Consider the following 16,602-nt stretch of genomic DNA (forward strand, 5'->3'; position numbering starts at 1 on the left):
ACCGCCTTTCATCGTGCCCGTGGGCTCACAGCGCGTTGTTGAAGCCCCAGAGCATCTCGCTCGGCCGCTCCGTCCGTTCGCGCAGTCTCTCCAGCACCTCGCTCAGGACCGGATGCTGAACGGTCCTCAGCTCCTCCAGATCCAGGTCCAGCAGCTCCGGCAACGGCTCGTCCGTCATGTCCCCGCCCTCTCCCTCGTCCCTCGCGTCCGCGCCTCATTCCAGCGCGGCCAGCCGTTCCGCCGTGTCGTACGCCGTCGGCTCGCCCGACACCAGCGTGCCCTCGGGCAGCCGCGACCACTCCGTCCTGGCCGCCCGGTACGCCTCACGGGCGGCCCGTGGCCGGGCCGCCGCCTCATACGACATACCCCGCCAGTGGTGGGCCTGCGCGCCCAGCACCGACGCTTCCTGACGACCGCGTTCGGTACGGGCCCGAGCCACCGCCTCCCGGGCCGACTCGGCCGCCAGCCGGAACGCGTCCACCGCCTCGTCCAGCCTCGTCGGGCGGCCCAGGCCGTGGTAGGCCTCGTAGTGCGCCTGGCCGAGCTCCAGACGGCAACGGGCCGCGAGCATCGGCACACCCGCGTCGTCCGCCTCGTCCGCCGCCAGCCCGAAGAGGTACTCCGCCTCCCGCAGGTCCACCCGGTCACCGCGCCGCCGGTAGCGGAGGATCAGGGCCCGGCCGAGCTGGAGCAGCCGGTAGCCGGTCTCGCCGTGTCCGGCCGGGGTCTCCCGGCGGCAGTCCCGCAGCACCCGGACCGCCTGCGACAGCGGCTCCCACGCGCGGACGCCGGACTCCGACCACGCCCGCCGCAGCAGCGCCCCGCCCCACTCGGCGAGAACCTGGGAGTACCCGGGGTCGTCCCGGGGCATCTCGGCGGCGGCGCTCGCGAACGCGTCGGCCGCCTCCTGGAGTTCGCGCGGATCGCCGGTCTCGGTGTGCCGGGCCACCCGGACCCGGCCGGCCCGCAGGTGCAGGGCCGCCCGCGGACCCCGCCTGCGGGTCACCGCCAAGGCCCCCTCGACCAGGTCCTGGGCCTCGTCCAGGGGCGCGCCCGCGCGCAGCAGGGCGTCCACCAGGTCGAGCAGCACCCCGACCCGGTCCGCGGCCTCCGGGGCGGCTTCCAGGGCATCGCGCAGCGAGCGGGAGGCCTGTTCCGCGTAGCCGCGGGCCTGCTCGGGGTCGCCGGTCGCGTCCGACAGGCGCAGCAGGATCCGGCCGTGGGCGCGCGGCAGTTCGGGCGGCCGGTGCCGGCGGTCCGGCCAGGCGTCGGCGAACGCCTCCAGCATGCCGACGGCGCTCTGCAGCAGCGCGCTGTCGCCGCCGAGGCTCCACTGCGCCTCCAGCGCGCCCACCCGCTCCAGGGTCAGCCGCAGCGCCTCCGGCTGATCGAGGTCGGGGGCACCGCAGGCCACGGCGTACTCCCGGTCGGCGCGGCGCAGCAGGTCCAGGGCGCCCGAGCGGTCACCGTGCCGCCTGCGGTCGGTGGCGGCGGCCCGCAGCACCTGTGCCAGGACGGCCCGCTCCCTGCGGGCGTGCGGGTGGTCCACGGCCCGCTCCGCGGCCTCCTCGGCCTCGCGCAGCAGCTCCGCGCCGCCCTGCACCTCCCACAGGCGCAGCGTGCAGTGCGCGTACTGAGCCCACAGCTCCGGGTCGGTGCCCGCCGGCTCCTCGTGCCCGGTGGCCCCGCGCAGCAGCTGCACGGCGTCGATCACGTCCTGCACCATGCCCTCGGCGTCGAACCGGGCGAGCAGGGCACGGGCCCGGTCCACCGCCTGACGGGCGGAGCGTTCGCCCGGTCGCACGGCGGCGTCGCGGCCGCCGTGGAGGCGGAAGTGTTCGGGCAGCGGCATGAAACGCTCCAGTACACGGGCCGCGACCTCGGCGAAGGGCTGCGGGACCAGGGTCGCGTCGCCGTTGTCGCCGGCGCGGGCGGGGTAGCCGGTGCCCGGCGGGGTGTACGGCCGGCCGGAACCGCCGTTGCCGAGCTGGGCGAGGGCGAGGGCCGGGAAGTTGGGGCCGCCCTTGCCGAAGTGCTGCTCGATGTACTCGGAACAGTGCTTGAGGACGAGCAGCGCCTCGTCGCGGCCGAGCGCGGAGAGCAGCGCGTCCTGCACCTCGGGGTCCATCTCGAACCACTGGGTGCCGTCCGCGAAGTGGTCCCGGCCGGCCCGCGTGACCAGGCCGCCGAGCAGCACCTCGGCCAGCTCCGAGGGGCCCGAGTCGGGCAGCATGGTCCGCTGGACCAGTTGCATCACCGGGAGGCAGAGCGGCGCGGCGGCCAGGTGGACGGCGAGCCGCCCGGCGCCCGGGGACGCGACGGACTGGAACCTGCTGACGCGCTCGACCGGCGACGGGGTCCGCCCCGCGCGTGCCGCCGCACCCGACGGCTGGTCCGCGCGCACCCAGCCCACCGCGCCCGCCACCGGCCCGGCGCCGATCCCGGAGAGCAGCCGTGCCCAGGCTCCCAGCGCCACCGGCTCGGGCGGCAGCACCGGCACCGGCACGGCACCCCGCGGGCCGCCCGACCCGGCTCCGGCCTCGGTGCGCACCCGCAGCGCGGTGGCGCCGCCCAGCGTCTCGCCACGGCTCAGCTCGCCGTAGGTCACGGGCAGCCGGGTGCGGCTCCACATCCGCTGCGGCAGCGGCTGGAGCACCGCGACCGGCGCCCGCCGGGACAGGTGGTGCAGCAGCCGGTGGGCGCGGCCGCTGTGCCACAGCGGCCCCGCGCAGTCACTGATCAGAACGGTGATCCGGCGTCCTGTCGGGTCGCTGAGACGGTCGGCGGTGTGCAGCGGGGCCGCGTGCGCGTCGGCGCTGCGGCTGACCGCGGGCCCGCCGTCGGGGCCGGCGTGCAGATGGCTGACCTGGATGTCCCCGAAGGCGCCCAACTGGCCGAAGACCTGGATCAGTTCGGTGAACATCCGGTCCCAGACCCGCATCGAGGGCGAGGCCTCGAGGACCAGTTGGAGCCGGGCGTCGCCCCGGGTCACCGCGCGGTACACGGGCAGGATCAGTCCGCCCGCGCGGGCGCTGTGCTCGGCGGTCCGCGTCTCGTCCAGTTCGGTACGCAGGGGCGGGGCCGCGCTGCGATAGGCCTGCAACGGCCGCAGGGCGCGCTGGAGTTCGAGCGGGGCGGGCAGCGCGGGGGCGGCGGGTACGCCGACCGGCAGCCCGGTGAGCCGGCCGGTCCGCCCGCCGTGACCGCCGCCGGGCCGCTGCGGCACGGGGTACAGGGAGGTGCGGCGGTCGTCCCCGCCGGCCTCGGGTGCGGCCGGCCCCGGACGCGCCGTCCGGCTCTCGGCACCCCCGCCCTCGGCCGGGGTGTCCCGCGACGGGTCCCGCGGCGGGACCACGGCACCCTTCGCCGCACCGCCGCCGGGCCCGGCGGCCGCCCGTTCCGCGGCGGCCGGGGGGTCGGCGGGCCGGGCCCACCTGGCCAGCCAGAGGGCGTCGCTCAGCCCCTCGGTGTCCGGATCCAGCCCGACCTCCCGCAGGCGGCGGACGAGTTCGGCCAGCGGATCGTCCCCGGTTCCGGGCCGGTCCGGGCCGGGTGGCAGGGGTCCGTGGTGGGGCGCTGCGTCCGGCATCAGCGTCTCACCTCGGGCGGTCGAGCCGCTGGATGAGGAGGTCGGCGAGCCGGTCACGACTTGGCGGGGCGGCCGTGTCGGTGAGGTAGATGGCGTTCAGCAGCTGGTCGGCGGCGAGGAGTTCGCTCCGGGAGCGCTCCAGGAAGCGGTTGATCAGGTCGTCGCCGTCGCGGGCGGCCTTGGTGCCGAGATGGGCCCGGACGAAGGTGGCGAGGCGGTTGTGGTCGGGGCGGTCCAGCTGGAGGTGGATGCACCGGCGCATCAGCGGGGCCGGGAAGTCCCGTTCACCGTTGCTGGTGAGGACCACGAACGGGAAGGCCCGGCAGCGCACCCGGCCGTCGCGGATCCGGACCTTGGTGCCGTCGGCGGTGAGCACCTCGGCCTCGCCGTTGGGCAGCCGGTCGGCGATCCGCTGCAGCTCGGGGATCTCGAACTCCCCCTCCTCCAGCACGTTGAGCAGGTCGTTGGGCAGGTCGATGTCGCTCTTGTCGAGTTCGTCGATCAGCAGCACGCGCGGGGTGTCGGAGGGCAGCAGGGCCGTGCCCAGCGGGCCCAGGCGGACGTAACTGCCGATCGCCTCCACCGCCCCCGGGGTGCCGCCCGCCGCGCCGTATCCCCCCTGCGCGGCGATCTGGACGTCCTGGAGCCGGGCGATGGCGTCGTAGTGGTAGAGGCCGTCCTGGAGCGTGGAGCGGCTGACGACGGACCAGCGCAGGACGTCGCCCAGACCGAGTTCGTAGGCCACCGAGTGCGCCAGCGTGCTCTTGCCCGCGCCCGGGCTGCCGGTGACGAGGAGCGGGCGGCGCAGGTACAGCGCCGCGTTGATCATCTCCAGCTCCTCGGCGCCGGGCCGGTGCAGCTCGGCCAGGTGCCGGTTGGCGCCGAGCCTGCGGTCCCGGGAGCCGTCGCCGCCGTCCGCTTCGCCGGCGTCGCTCTCGGCGGAACGGCCGGAGAAGTCCCGCCAAGGAGGCGGCGGGGGCAGCCTGTTCATGCCGTCGTGGGGTTCGCCGGCGCCTCGGTAGATGAGCCACTCACTGGATTCGGTCATGTCCGGTCCTCGTCGTCACTCGTCCGTCGGTCCCCACGGCAGCCATCGAACGTGCCTCACGTTATCGACCTTCAGGAGACCCGGTAAGGGCCTCACACAGGGCGCGCGAGTTCACGGCGCCCGGAGCAGGTCGCCCGCACCGGGCAGGGGTTGGTGCGGGTCGTCGTACAGGAGAGCGATGCCCTTGGCCCAGAACGCCTCCGTGAGCCCCTCGCGCACCTGTTTGCGCAGCCTGTGCACCGATTCGGGCAACTCCCAGGCCCCGTCCACCTGGTAGACGGTCATCCGGGTGCCCCGGTGGAACTCCCCGCACACGGAATCGGTCTGACGGCTCCAGCGGCGCCACAGCACAACCCCGTACCCCGCCCGGACGATCCGGCCGAGTGCGGTGGCGTCGTCCGGGTAGCGCGCGTCGCCCTGCCGGCACAGCACCGGGACGGTCCCGGGCGCCAGGGCGCGCAGCGCGGCCACGTCCGACACCGGCCGGCGCACCGCGTCGTCGCAGTCCAGGATCTCGGCCCTGGCACGGTTCTCGGCCCGTTCGCGGACCGCGTGCACCCGGCGCCAGCGGTCACGGCGGACGGCCTCCTCCTCGTCGACGTCCGCGAATCCGGGGTCGGGGAATGCGGAGTCGGGGAATCCGCCGTCAGGGAAGCCGGCGTCAGGGGGCCCGCCGTCCGGGAAGCCGGCGTCAGGGGGCCCGCCGTCCGGGAAGCCGGCGTCGGAGTGGTCGCCGCCGTACCAGTCGTCCTCCCCGGGCAGCTGGTCGCGGTCCTTGCAGCGGACGACGACCGGGCGTTCGACGCCCAGCGGGTCGGCACCGGGCCGCAGCCGCCACTCGTCCACCGGCAGGTCCAGCAGCAGATGCGGCAGGGCGGCGAGCAGCGGCACCGGCCGGCCCGGCTCGTCGCAGCGGCGGAAGGCCTCCGCGAGCGGCTGGGCTACCCGGGCGGCCAGGTCGGCGAGCGGGGCACCCGTCCCGTCGTCCAGCCGTGTCGCCTCGCCGTCGGCCCGCACCACCGCGACCGACCAGTCGCAGTGGTCGCGGTTCCACGCCAGCCGCTCCACTTCGAGCAGGACGGACCGGTCACGCGCGGTGCCCCGCGGATGCTCCCGGCCCTGCTCACCGGCCGGTCCCGCCGCCCGGTGCTCGCCGCGGTCGCGGCCGGTCCGCTCGCGTGACCGGTCGCCCAGGTGCTGGGCGCGCCTGCGGGCCAGCTCGCTGCGGTACTCACTGTCCAGCCGGGTCGCGGCCTGCTTGATCCACTCCCACAGGGCCTGCTCGGCGTCCAGCACGAAGGGCGTCACCGGGCGCTCGGCGGTCATGACCCGCATCGCGTACTCGGTGACGAGCCGGAGCGCGCCGTCGTTGCGCACGTTCTCGTAGAGCGCGCCGAGGCCGTCCCGCCAGCCGCGCGGGGCCGGCGACAGGTTGGGCAGCCGGAAGTTGGGCAGCGAGTGGAGGATGTCCAGCAGGCCGCGGGTGCTGTCCGGCGGCGGCAGGTCGGCGAGCCGCCCGAGCAGCTCCGCCCGCTCGTCCGGGGTCAGGGTGCGGCCGGGGCGGGCCCCGAGATCGGCCTGGAGGTCGGTCCAGGTGGGGCGCCCGGAGTCGGTGGGCTGCTGACGGTCGCGGTGGTAGCGGTCGTGGGCGTGACAGACGGCCTGGTAGAGGTCCTGCTGGTACGGGTCGTGGTGGCGCAGTCCGTGCCGGTACAGGTCGTGCCGCCGCTCGCCCGGCGCCGTCGGCAGGGTGCGCAGCCGTTCGAACCCGATCGACGTGCCGCCCGATCCGTTGGCGGCGCGCGACTTGAGCACGCCGACGACCTCGCCGCGCACCGGGTCGATCACCGGGCCGCCGGAGACCCCGGGCGGCAGGTCGTTGTCCCCGACGCGCATCTGGACGCCCGACGACCAGCCGCCGATGGTGCCGTGCACGGTGAGGTAGCCGTCGAGGATCTCCGGCCGGCCCTGGTAGGAGGTCCAGCCCGCGTAGAAGACGCGGCCCGCGGCGTAGTGCGGCATCGGTCGCTCGGAGACGTAGACGCACTCGTGGTCCACCGGCTCACGCAGCCGGACGAGCGCCAGGTCGGGGGCGGGCCAGTTGCCGGGGACGGGGTGGTCGACACGCTCCGGGAGGGTCGCGGCGACCTTGCCGGGCACCGCGCAGGGCTCCTCGAAGGGACCGGGCTGATAGACCACGGTGACCTCGCCCTCCTCCCCGCCGTCGATCACATGAGCACAGGTCAGCACCCAGCTCGGTGCGACGAAGAAGCCACTTCCGAGGAACTCCCCGGACTCCTCGGGGGCATACCCGACACCTGTGCGATGGATGCGTACGGTGGCCGCCATCACGAGGTCACGCAGCGCATGGTGGGCCGGATCCCAGCCGCCGGACGCGCCCCCCTCGTGCCCGTCCGTCATTCCGTGCCCCCGGCACCGGGATCCTGGGCGCCCCCGTGCACCGGGGCGCCGCCGGATGCGCCCGTAGGGGCGGCCGGGGTGCCGTCGGGTGCACCCGCGCGGGCTGCCGCAGTGCCGTCGGGTGCACCCGCGCGAGCTGCCGGGGTGTCGTCGGGGCCGGCGTCCGGATCGGGCGGGCCGCCTCCGTGCCAGGTGAGGGTCACGGTGATGGCCGCCTTCGCCTCACCGTCCGCGAGCAGCCCGACCACCTTGCCGGCCTTCGCGGTCAGCTCGATGCCGAACTCGACGCTCACCTCGTCGGGCCGCACCGCACGCAAGGGCTCGGCGAGCGACCGGGCGACTCCGCCGACCAGCGAGTTCAGGCTCTCGACGGTCGCCTCCACACGCTCGGTGAAGCCGGTGTCCGAGTACGACAACTCCCCTGACGGCACGGCCAGTTCCTCGGCACCCGAGATCCGCGCCCACACCGGCGTACCGTCCGGCAGCCGCACCCTCGCTATCCGCGTAGCGTCCTGCGCCATCGCATTCCCCCCGTTCCCCCGAGCCCCGCGTGCTCCGTACGCCGTACCGTTCGCGGTTTCCCGCGCTCCCCGCCCGGGAACACATCGCCGCTCCGGTCCACGGGGAGGGTCTCCTTCCCTCGGGAGCCGGGCCCTACCCATACCCGACGGCACACCTTCGCCGTCGGCCTAGGCTGGTAGACGCCCATCACCGGGCACCCACACTTTGTACGCAGGAGAGCACCCCATGTACTTCACCGACCGAGGCATCGAGGAACTGGAGAAGCGGCGCGGCGAGGAAGAGATCACCTTCGAGTGGCTCGCGGAGCAGCTCCGCACCTTCGTCGACCTGAACCCCGACTTCGAGGTCCCGGTGGAGCGCCTCGCGACCTGGCTGGCACGGCTGGACGACGAGGACGAGGAGTAGAGCGGGAGCGGAGGAACGGCCGAGGAGCGGTCGAGCAGCGGTCGAGGAACGGCCGGGGAGGGGACGGAAGGCGGCGGTCCGGGCAGGACGCGCCCCGGGGACGCCCCGGGGGCGGTCTCCGGAACGGTTCGGGGACGGTCTCCGCGGTGGCTCCGGAGCGGTTCGGGGGCGGTTTCCGGGGCCGCTCCGGGGTCCGCGCCCGTTCCGGTCAGTCCCTGGGGAACACCGTCTCGTACGACAGTTCCAGCATCCCGTGCGCCATCAGCACCGCGCCCGCGGCGACCCACCCCGCGCTGCGGCGCCGGGCTCCCCAGGCGGCGGCCGGCAGCCCCACGGCCATCTCGGCCAGGGCCAGCCGACGCGCCCTGGGCGTCTCCTCTTCGCCCGGCCGCGTGCGGGTGCGGGCCCCGGGCGCCCCGGAGACGGCCCTGCGGTCATCCGTCGACATGCAGACACGGTAAGCAATCCATGCCGTCACCGCCCGGCGAGCGCCTTCCGCACGGCCTGCCGCACCCATCTCCGGGATCCGCCCGAGCCCAACCGGCCACTCGATCGGGTGCCTTGACTTCCGCCGTCCACGATATATCGTGTTTACGGAAGACGCGATATGGCGCGAACCGTGCGTGCGCGTCCGTTTCCAGCCGCATGCCCGGCCGAGGGAGGTCCGCACCATGTCCGAGTGGTCCGTCGCTGAGCCCAGGAAGCTCACCTTCGACACCCCCGTGAGCGAACTGCACGTGCGCATCGTCAACGGAACAGTCAACGTCGTAGGCACCGACGAGGGTTCCGCCCGTCTGGAGATCTCCGAGATCGAGGGACCACCGCTGATCGTCACGCACGAGGGCGGCACCCTCACGGTGGCCTACGAGGACCTGCCCTGGAAGGGCTTCCTCAAGTGGCTCGACCGCAAGGGGTGGCGGCGCAGCGCGGTGGTCTCGCTCGCCGTCCCGGCGGACACCCGCGTCGAGGTGGGTGTGGTCGGCGCCGCGGCCGTCGTCTCCGGGATCGACGGCACCTCGGTGGTCAAGGGCGTCACCGGGGACACGACCCTGGTCGGCCTCTCCGGCGAGGTCCGCGCGGACACGGTGTCCGGGAACCTGGAGGCCCAGGCCGTCACCGGCGACCTGCGGTTCAACTCCGTATCCGGCGACCTGACCGTCGTGGAGGGCTCGGGCTCCGCCGTGCGCGCCGACTCGGTCAGCGGCTCCATGATCATCGACCTGGACCCGGACGGCCCGACCGACGTCCGCCTGACCAGTGTCTCCGGCGAGATCGCCATCCGCCTTCCGCATCCGGCCGACGCCGAGGTCGAGGCCAACACCGCGAGCGGCACGATCTCCAACGCCTTCGAGGGGCTCCGGGTGCACGGCCAGTGGGGCGCCCACAAGATCACCGGCCGCCTCGGCGCGGGCAACGGCAAGCTCCGCGCCACGACGGTCTCCGGCTCCATCGCCCTGCTGCGCCGCCCGCCCAAGGAGGACGACGACACGACCGGCGGCGCGACCGACAAGAAGGTGCTCTGACATGTCTCCCGTCTTCGCCCACGGCCGTCTCCGCCTCTACCTGCTCAAGCTGCTGGACGAGGCACCGCGCCACGGCTACGAGGTGATCCGGCTCCTCGAGGAGCGCTTCCAGGGCCTCTACGCCCCGTCGGCGGGCACCGTCTACCCCCGTCTGGCCAAGCTGGAGGCGGAGGGTCTGGTCACGCACACCACCGAGGGCGGCCGCAAGGTCTACGCCATCACCGACGCGGGCCGCGCCGAACTGGCCGACCGCAGCGGTGAACTGGCCGACCTCGAGCTGGAGATCCGCGAGTCGGTCGCCGAACTGGCCGCCGAGATAAGGGCCGACGTCCGAGGTGCCGCCGGCGATCTGCGCCGCGAGGTGCGGGCGGCCGCCTCCGAGGCCCGGCGCGGCGGCGGGACGGGGGCCGGCGCCGGAACCGGGGACGTCGGCGACCTCGGTGACAAGGAGTCCTGGCGGGTCGCCAAGGAGGAGATGCGGCGCGTCAAGCAGGAGTGGAAGGAACAGGCCCGCCGCGCCAAGGACGAGAGCCGCCGCGCCCGTGACGAGGCCCAGCGGGCCCGCCGGCAGGCCCAGGAGGCCCAGGCCCGGGCCCGCGCCCAGGCCCAGGAGGAGATGCAGCGCATCGCGCACCGGGTGCAGGAGCACGTCCAGGACCACTTCTCGCGCGGTGACTGGCCGACGGGGGTCCGCGAGGGTCTCACCGAACTCGCCAAGGAGTTCGGTGAGTTCGGGAAGGACTACGGCAAGGGGTTCGGGAGGGACTTCGGCAAGGACTCCGGCTTCGGCGGACGGACCGAGTCGCAGCCCGGATCGGGCCCGGACCTGCGCAAGGCGGCACCGGACCCGTCCGCGAACCGGACCCCGGAGTTCTCGGAGACCCCGGAGGACTTCCCGGCGCAGTACGTGCCCGACTGGGCGCACGGCGACGAGGCCGGCACCGGCGACCCGGCCCGCGACCTCGACCGGCTCCTGGACCGTTTCCGCGACGACATCCGGGACGCGGCCCGCGACCACGGGGTCACCGCCGGACAGCTCGACGACACCCGCCGCCACCTGTCGGCGGCGGCGGCCCGCATCGGAGCACTGCTGCGCGCCCCGAAGTCCTGAGACCCCGGGGAGGGGAGCGCGGACCGCTCTCCTCCCCCGTCCCGGCCTCTCCCCGCCGGCCACGGAAGCAGGTCGGGGGCCCGTCGGCAGGGTGGTCGGGGCGCAGTCGGAGGCCGTCCGCCAGGGATCCTCGGACCGCGGCCGGAAGGCGGTCGGGAGTGGTCGGGCCGCGGTCGGACGACGGTCAGGAGGTGGTCAGGACGATCTTTCCGAACTGGTCGCCGGACTCCAGCCGCTGGAAGCCCTCGCGGGCGCGGTCGAGCGGGAGCAGTTCGTCGATGACGGGGCGTACCCCGGTGGCGGCGCAGAAGGCGAGCAGGTCCTCCAGCTCGTCCTTGGTCCCCATCGTGGAGCCCACGACCTTCAGTTCGAGGAAGAAGATCCGGGTCAGCTCGGCGTGCGAGGGCCGGTCGCCGCTGGTCGCGCCCGAGATGACGATGGTGCCGCCGGGCCGCAGCGACTTCACCGAGTGGGACCAGGTGGCGGCCCCGACGGTCTCGATCACGGCGTCCACCCGCTGCGGCAGCCGGGCGCCCGGCTCCACCGCCTCGACGGCGCCGAGTTCCAGGGCCCGCTTGCGCTTGGCCTCGTCCCGGCTGGTGGCGAAGACCCGCAGTCCGGCGGCCCTGCCGAGCACGATGGCCGCGGTGGCGACCCCGCCGCCCGCGCCCTGCACGAGGACCGAGTCACCGGGACGGACGCCCGCGTTGGTGAACAGCATCCGGTACGCCGTCAGCCAGGCGGTGGGCAGACAGGCTGCCTCCGCGAAGGAGAGTTCCCTGGGCTTGGGCAGGATGTTCCAGGTGGGTACGGCGACCTGCTCGGCGAAGGTGCCCTGGTAGCGCTCGGTGAGGATGGACCGGGGTTCGCGCGGCCCGACCCCGTGACCGCTCTGCCCGATCACGGAGTGCAGGACGACCTCGTTGCCGTCCGCGTCGACCCCGGCGGCGTCGCAGCCGAGGATCATCGGCAGCCGGTCCTCCGGGAGGCCGACGCCCCGCAGGGACCAGAGGTCGTGATGGTTGAGGGAGGCGGCCCGGACGTCGACGGTACTCCAGCCGGGGCGGGCCTCGGGGGCCGGACGATCCCCCAACTCAAGGCCGGAGAGCGGCTGGTCGCGGTCGATTCGGGCGGCGTAGACGGCGAACATAGGGCCGACGATAGGTTCCCGGGGCCGAGGGCGAAACCGGGGGCCGCTGTGACACATCCCCTCTTGCGCTCGGCGCCCCGCGCGAGGGCACGGCCGACGGCGCTTCGTCAGGGGCGCGGGGAACTGCGCGCTCAGCCCCCTTCCTCGGACACCCGACGACGACTCGTCACCCCGGTCGGGGGAGCCGGGGGACGACAGCCCCCGGGCTCGACGGTGACCCCGCGTCCACCCGCACGGGTGGCGGGTGGACAGGGAGACGGCCCCGCCCGAGAGGAGCGGGGCCGTTCGGGTTACCGCCGGGCCACGCCTTCGGCCCGCGCCGCCGCGGCGACCGCCGCGGTCACCGCCGGGGCCACCCGCTCGTCGAACGGTGACGGGATGACGTAGTCCGCCGCGAGGTCGTCACCGACGACCGACGCCAGCGCCTCCGCCGCCGCGATCTTCATGCCCTCGGTGATCCGGGAGGCCCGCACCTGGAGCGCTCCGGCGAAGATCCCGGGGAACGCCAGCACGTTGTTGATCTGGTTCGGGAAGTCGGACCGCCCGGTCGCCACGACCGCCGCGTACTTGTGGGCGACGTCCGGGTGCACCTCCGGGTTCGGGTTGGCCATGGCGAACACGAACGCGCCCTCGGCCATGGAGGCGACGGCCTCCTCCGGGACCGTGCCGCCGGAGACGCCGATGAAGACGTCGGCGCCGGCCAGCGCGTCCTCCAGGGTGCCCTTGAGCCCGGCCTTGTTGGTGAACCCGGCGACCTCGCGCTTGACGTCGGTCAGGTCGTCCCGGTCCGCCGAGACGATGCCCTTGCGGTCGGTCAGGGCGACGTCCCCGATTCCGGCCTCGACCAGCATCTTGGCGATGGCGACCCCGGCCGCGCCGGCGCCCGAGATCACCGCCCGCAGCTGGCCGATCTCCCGGCGGCTGAGCCGCGCCGCGTTGCGCAGCGCCGCCAGCGTCACGACGGCCGTGCCGTGCTGGTCGTCGTGGAATACCGGGATGTCGAGCCGCTCCTGGAGCTTGCGCTCGACCTCGAAGCACCGCGGTGCCGAGATGTCCTCCAGATTGACGCCGCCGAACGAGGGAGCCAGCCGGACGACGGTCTCCACGATCTCGTCGACGTCGGTGCAGGCGAGGGCGATCGGGACCGCGTCCACGCCGCCGAACTGCTTGAAGAGGATGGCCTTGCCCTCCATCACGGGGAGGGAGGCCTCGGGGCCGATGTCCCCGAGACCGAGCACGGCCGTACCGTCGGTGACGACGGCCACGACGGACGACTTCCATGTGTAGTCGTTGACCAGCTCGGGCTGTTCCGCGATCGCGGTGCACACGCGCGCGACTCCGGGCGTGTACGCGAGGGAAAGGTCGTCCTTGTCACGGATCGGCACGGTGGCCTGCACGGCCATCTTGCCGCCGCGGTGGAGCGCGAAGGCCGGGTCGAAGGGATCGAGGGGCTCGGCCCCGCCGTCCTGGTCCGAGCTGCCCGGCGTGCTGTCGCTGCGAGGATTGACGATCTCCGCTGCCACTTGTCTTACCCCTTAGGTATGCATGGTTGAGGGTCGGCCGCTCCCGGTGAGGGAGTGGACGGGCACCGCGCAGGGCCCGATCACTGATACGTACGAGTGGCACGTACGAGCACCTGCGCGACGGGCGCGCCGCACACGCGCCCTGGGCCCCGGATGAGGGGTGTAAAGAACCTTCTTACCGGACGGATGCCACCCGCGACGAGTCGAATAGGCGCAAGGTCACATCACGGATGTCGTAGGTAACCGACAGATGAGCGGCGTGAGCGACCAGCAGGCGCCGGCGGAGGCGGCCGGGGGTGAACCGGCGGTGAACCGAAGATCTTCCGGCCGGAAGGCCGGTTTCCCGCAGATGTGCGAGGCGGTGGGTCGGGGAAGGTCCTGCCCGACGTGTCCCGGGGGTCACCCGTTATCCGATTTTGACATCGTGACACACCTGCATGGAGCAATCCCAATGGCAGGATGCCGTAAACCCACGAGGTCGCGACACCCGATGGTGTGTGTTTCCGTCGACCCATCGGCATATCGACATATCAGGCACATCGGTATATCGGCTTGTTCAACCCACCGCCGGAGGAACCCACCATGACCGCTAGCTCCACCCGTCGTACCAGTGTCGCGCGCTCCAGGACCGCAGCGTTCGGTGCGATCGCGGTCGCAGGCGCCCTGATCCTCACCGGCTGCGGTGACCAGACGGACAAGGGCAGCGACTCCGGCTCCTCCTCGTCCTCGGCCCCGCTGGCGAGCAAGCTGCCGGACAGCATCCGCAAGGCCGGCGTGATCAAGGTGGGCTCGGACATCGCCTACCCGCCGGTCGAGTACATGGAGGGCGGCAAGGCCGTCGGCGTCGACCCCGACGTCGCGGACGCGCTGGGCAAGCAGCTCGGCGTGAGGTTCGACTTCCAGAACGGCAAGTTCGCCCAGCTGATCGTGGGTCTGCAGTCCAAGCGGTTCGACATGGTGATGTCGGCGATGAACGACACCAAGGACCGCCAGAACGGCATCGACTCCGACACCGGCAAGAAGGTCGGCAACGGCGTCGACTTCGTCGACTACTTCACCGCCGGCACCTCGATACTCGTCCAGAAGGGCAACCCGAAGGGCATCAAGACCCTCGACGACCTGTGCGGCAAGGTCGTCGCCCTGCAGCAGGGCACCACCTCCGAGGGCATCGCCAAGGCGCAGAGCACCAAGTGCACGAAGGACGGCAAGAAGGCCATCACCCTGCAGACCTTCGACACCGACCCCGAGGCGCTGCTCCGGCTGAAGCAGGGCGCGTCCGTCGCCGACCTGAACGACTTCCCGGTCGCGGCCTACAACGCCAAGACCTCGGGCGGCGGCAAGGACTTCGAGGTGGTCGGCGACCAGATCGAGGCCGGCCCCTACGGCATCGCCGTCACCAAGGAGAACACCCAGCTGCGGGACGCCCTGCAGGCCGCCCTCGACGCCATCGTCAAGAACGGCGAGTACGGCAAGATCCTGGCGAAGTGGAACGTCACGCAGGGCGGGGTCACCGAGTCGAAGATCAACGGCGGCTCCTGAGCACCCCGGGCAAGACTGAAGGGCTCTCCCTGTGACTGACACGGTCGACAAGACTCCGGCGCCGTCGGTGCCGCCGGAGCAGATCAAGGCCATCCCGGTGCGCCACTACGGCCGCTGGGTGGCCGGTGCCGCCGTCATCGCCGTCCTGGTGCTGATCGGTATCGCCTTCTCCAACGCGAACATCAACTACGGCATCATCCCGGACTACCTGACGGACGGCACGATCCTGTCCGGTGTCTGGCACACGCTGTACATCTCGGTGCTCGCGATGGTCCTGGGCCTGGTGCTCGGCATCGTCCTCGCGGTGATGCGGATGTCCTCGAACCCGGTCACCAGCACCGTGGGCTGGCTGTACGTCTGGTTCTTCCGGGGCACCCCGGTGCTGGTGCAGCTGCTGCTCTGGTACAACCTGTCCCTCGTGTTCCCCATCCTCAACCTGGGGTTCTACAAGGACGAGATGAACCAGGTCATGACGCCGTTCCTGGCGGCGCTGCTGGGTCTCGGCCTGAACGAGGCCGCGTACATGTCGGAGATCGTCCGGGCCGGCATCCAGTCGGTCGACGAGGGCCAGACCGAGGCCTCGCACGCGCTGGGCATGACCGGCGGCCAGACGCTGCGCCGGGTGGTGCTGCCGCAGGCGATGCGGGTGATCGTGCCGCCGACCGGCAACGAGTTCATCAACATGCTCAAGACCTCGTCGCTGGCGTACGCGGTGCAGTTCAACGAACTGATCAAGCGTGCCCAGGACATCTCCAGCACCTCGCTGGCGGTCGTGGAGATGTTCTTCGTCGCGTCGATCTGGTACCTGATCCTCACCAGCGTCTTCAGCGTCGGCCAGTACTACCTGGAGCGCCGTTACGCCCGTGGTTCGACGCGCAACCTGCCGCCGACGCCGTTCCAGCGACTGCGCAAGAACCTCGGACTGTTCGGTTCGTTCCGCCGCCCGGAGGTGACCCGATGACCGGTCTCGTCAAGGACATCACCCAGCCGAGCAGCGGCGCGCCGATGGTCAAGGCCGAGGGCGTGCACAAGTCCTTCGGTCTCGCGCACATCCTCAAGGGCATCGACCTGGAGGTGCTGCCGCGCGAGGTGTTCTGCCTGATCGGCCCGTCCGGTTCCGGCAAGTCCACGTTCCTGCGGTGCATCAACCACCTCGAGAAGATCAGCGCGGGCCGGCTCTACGTCGACGGCAGTCTGGTCGGCTACCGCCAGCACGGCGACAAGCTCTACGAGCTGAAGGAGAAGGAGGTCGCGGCGCAGCGACGGGACATCGGCATGGTGTTCCAGCGCTTCAACCTCTTCCCGCACATGACCGCGCTGGAGAACGTCATGGAGGCGCCGGTCCAGGTCAAGCGGGAGTCCAAGGCGGTGGCCCGGGAGCGTGCGGAGCGGCTGCTGGACCGGGTGGGTCTCGGCGACCGCAAGGGCCACTACCCGGCGCAGCTCTCCGGCGGCCAGCAGCAGCGCGTGGCGATCGCCCGCGCGCTCGCCATGCAGCCGAAGCTGATGCTCTTCGACGAGCCGACCTCGGCGCTCGACCCGGAGCTGGTCGGCGAGGTCCTGGACGTGATGCGGGACCTGGCCGAGGACGGCATGACGATGATCGTCGTCACCCACGAGATGGGCTTCGCCCGCGAGGTCGGCGACAGCCTGGTCTTCATGGACGACGGCGTGGTGGTCGAGTCCGGTCACCCGCGCGACGTCCTGACCAACCCGCAGCACGACCGCACCAAGTCGTTCCTGTCGAAGGTGCTGTAGGTCAGGGGCGGCG

The 16,602-nt window shown here is 72.8% G+C and carries 14 protein-coding genes; 6 read left to right on the top strand and 8 right to left on the bottom strand.

What is annotated here, in order from left to right; genetic code table 11:
- Positions 1-25 precede the first annotated feature (25 nt).
- The 5 genes from fxsA to ACFY3I_RS10320 form a co-directional block, all read right to left on the bottom strand.
- Entirely contained in the window at positions 26-178 is a 153-nt protein-coding gene (gene fxsA / locus ACFY3I_RS10300) for an FxSxx-COOH cyclophane-containing RiPP peptide (RefSeq protein ID WP_365290684.1), read from the bottom strand.
- 36 nt (positions 179-214) lie between these two features.
- Positions 215-3,589, bottom strand: coding sequence for an SAV_2336 N-terminal domain-related protein (locus tag ACFY3I_RS10305; protein WP_390860232.1), 3,375 nt, complete (start codon positions 3,587-3,589; stop codon positions 215-217).
- Positions 3,590-3,596: 7 nt separating this feature from the next.
- A complete protein-coding gene (locus tag ACFY3I_RS10310) occupies positions 3,597-4,637 on the bottom strand; it encodes an AAA family ATPase (RefSeq protein WP_390860233.1) in 1,041 nt (346 codons plus the stop codon).
- 111 nt (positions 4,638-4,748) lie between these two features.
- Positions 4,749-7,058, bottom strand: a complete 2,310-nt coding sequence (locus tag ACFY3I_RS10315) for a trypsin-like peptidase domain-containing protein (RefSeq protein ID WP_390860234.1) — start codon at positions 7,056-7,058, stop codon at positions 4,749-4,751.
- On the bottom strand, positions 7,055-7,579 hold the full coding sequence (locus ACFY3I_RS10320; RefSeq protein ID WP_390860235.1) for a CU044_2847 family protein: 525 nt from the start codon (positions 7,577-7,579) through the stop codon (positions 7,055-7,057). Before ACFY3I_RS10320 ends, ACFY3I_RS10315 begins: the two co-directional genes overlap by 4 nt.
- A 226-nt stretch (positions 7,580-7,805) precedes the next feature.
- On the opposite strand from ACFY3I_RS10320, the gene ACFY3I_RS10325 reads away from it, so the two are divergent.
- Positions 7,806-7,985 (top strand): DUF6104 family protein, encoded by a 180-nt coding sequence (locus tag ACFY3I_RS10325; RefSeq protein WP_152776632.1) that lies wholly within the window; start codon positions 7,806-7,808, stop codon positions 7,983-7,985.
- A gap of 208 nt (positions 7,986-8,193) precedes the next feature.
- On the opposite strand, the gene ACFY3I_RS10330 is transcribed toward ACFY3I_RS10325, so the two are convergent.
- Positions 8,194-8,433 (bottom strand): hypothetical protein, encoded by a 240-nt coding sequence (locus tag ACFY3I_RS10330; protein ID WP_365290674.1) that lies wholly within the window; start codon positions 8,431-8,433, stop codon positions 8,194-8,196.
- A 223-nt stretch (positions 8,434-8,656) separates the two neighbouring features.
- On the opposite strand from ACFY3I_RS10330, the gene ACFY3I_RS10335 reads away from it, so the two are divergent.
- Together ACFY3I_RS10335 and ACFY3I_RS10340 are read left to right on the top strand one after the other, a co-directional pair.
- On the top strand, positions 8,657-9,508 hold the full coding sequence (locus ACFY3I_RS10335) for a DUF4097 domain-containing protein (protein ID WP_390860236.1): 852 nt from the start codon (positions 8,657-8,659) through the stop codon (positions 9,506-9,508).
- Between the two features lies 1 nt (position 9,509).
- A complete protein-coding gene (locus tag ACFY3I_RS10340) occupies positions 9,510-10,619 on the top strand; it encodes a PadR family transcriptional regulator (RefSeq protein WP_390860237.1) in 1,110 nt (369 codons plus the stop codon).
- Positions 10,620-10,803: 184 nt separating this feature from the next.
- On the opposite strand, the gene ACFY3I_RS10345 is transcribed toward ACFY3I_RS10340, so the two are convergent.
- On the bottom strand, positions 10,804-11,769 hold the full coding sequence (locus ACFY3I_RS10345) for a zinc-binding dehydrogenase (RefSeq protein WP_390860238.1): 966 nt from the start codon (positions 11,767-11,769) through the stop codon (positions 10,804-10,806).
- A gap of 290 nt (positions 11,770-12,059) precedes the next feature.
- Positions 12,060-13,292, bottom strand: coding sequence for an NADP-dependent malic enzyme (locus tag ACFY3I_RS10350; protein ID WP_365290667.1), 1,233 nt, complete (start codon positions 13,290-13,292; stop codon positions 12,060-12,062).
- A 582-nt stretch (positions 13,293-13,874) separates the two neighbouring features.
- Here ACFY3I_RS10350 and ACFY3I_RS10355 point away from each other — a divergent pair.
- The 3 genes from ACFY3I_RS10355 to ACFY3I_RS10365 are packed head-to-tail and all read left to right on the top strand — an operon-like array spanning position 13,875 to position 16,589.
- Positions 13,875-14,831, top strand: coding sequence for an ABC transporter substrate-binding protein (locus tag ACFY3I_RS10355; RefSeq protein WP_390860239.1), 957 nt, complete (start codon positions 13,875-13,877; stop codon positions 14,829-14,831).
- Positions 14,832-14,862: 31 nt separating this feature from the next.
- A complete protein-coding gene (locus tag ACFY3I_RS10360; RefSeq protein WP_390860240.1) occupies positions 14,863-15,792 on the top strand; it encodes an amino acid ABC transporter permease in 930 nt (309 codons plus the stop codon).
- A complete protein-coding gene (locus ACFY3I_RS10365; protein ID WP_390860241.1) occupies positions 15,789-16,589 on the top strand; it encodes an amino acid ABC transporter ATP-binding protein in 801 nt (266 codons plus the stop codon). The genes ACFY3I_RS10360 and ACFY3I_RS10365 overlap by 4 nt, the downstream gene beginning before the upstream one ends.
- Positions 16,590-16,602: the final 13 nt, after the last annotated feature.

The sequence above is a fragment of the Streptomyces sp. NPDC001068 genome (assembly GCF_042897315.1).
GTDB lineage: Bacteria > Actinomycetota > Actinomycetes > Streptomycetales > Streptomycetaceae > Streptomyces.

Bases quoted from the DNA above. Each gene is read 5' to 3' on its own strand.
- fxsA (WP_365290684.1), bottom strand. From the start codon at position 178: ATGACGGACGAGCCGTTGCCGGAGCTGCTGGACCTGGATCTGGAGGAG.
- ACFY3I_RS10305 (WP_390860232.1), bottom strand. From the start codon at position 3,589: ATGCCGGACGCAGCGCCCCACCACGGACCCCTGCCACCCGGCCCGGAC.
- ACFY3I_RS10310 (WP_390860233.1), bottom strand. From the start codon at position 4,637: ATGACCGAATCCAGTGAGTGGCTCATCTACCGAGGCGCCGGCGAACCC.
- ACFY3I_RS10315 (WP_390860234.1), bottom strand. From the start codon at position 7,058: ATGACGGACGGGCACGAGGGGGGCGCGTCCGGCGGCTGGGATCCGGCC.
- ACFY3I_RS10320 (WP_390860235.1), bottom strand. From the start codon at position 7,579: ATGGCGCAGGACGCTACGCGGATAGCGAGGGTGCGGCTGCCGGACGGT.
- ACFY3I_RS10325 (WP_152776632.1), top strand. From the start codon at position 7,806: ATGTACTTCACCGACCGAGGCATCGAGGAACTGGAGAAGCGGCGCGGC.
- ACFY3I_RS10330 (WP_365290674.1), bottom strand. From the start codon at position 8,433: ATGTCGACGGATGACCGCAGGGCCGTCTCCGGGGCGCCCGGGGCCCGC.
- ACFY3I_RS10335 (WP_390860236.1), top strand. From the start codon at position 8,657: ATGTCCGAGTGGTCCGTCGCTGAGCCCAGGAAGCTCACCTTCGACACC.
- ACFY3I_RS10340 (WP_390860237.1), top strand. From the start codon at position 9,510: ATGTCTCCCGTCTTCGCCCACGGCCGTCTCCGCCTCTACCTGCTCAAG.
- ACFY3I_RS10345 (WP_390860238.1), bottom strand. From the start codon at position 11,769: ATGTTCGCCGTCTACGCCGCCCGAATCGACCGCGACCAGCCGCTCTCC.
- ACFY3I_RS10355 (WP_390860239.1), top strand. From the start codon at position 13,875: ATGACCGCTAGCTCCACCCGTCGTACCAGTGTCGCGCGCTCCAGGACC.
- ACFY3I_RS10365 (WP_390860241.1), top strand. From the start codon at position 15,789: ATGACCGGTCTCGTCAAGGACATCACCCAGCCGAGCAGCGGCGCGCCG.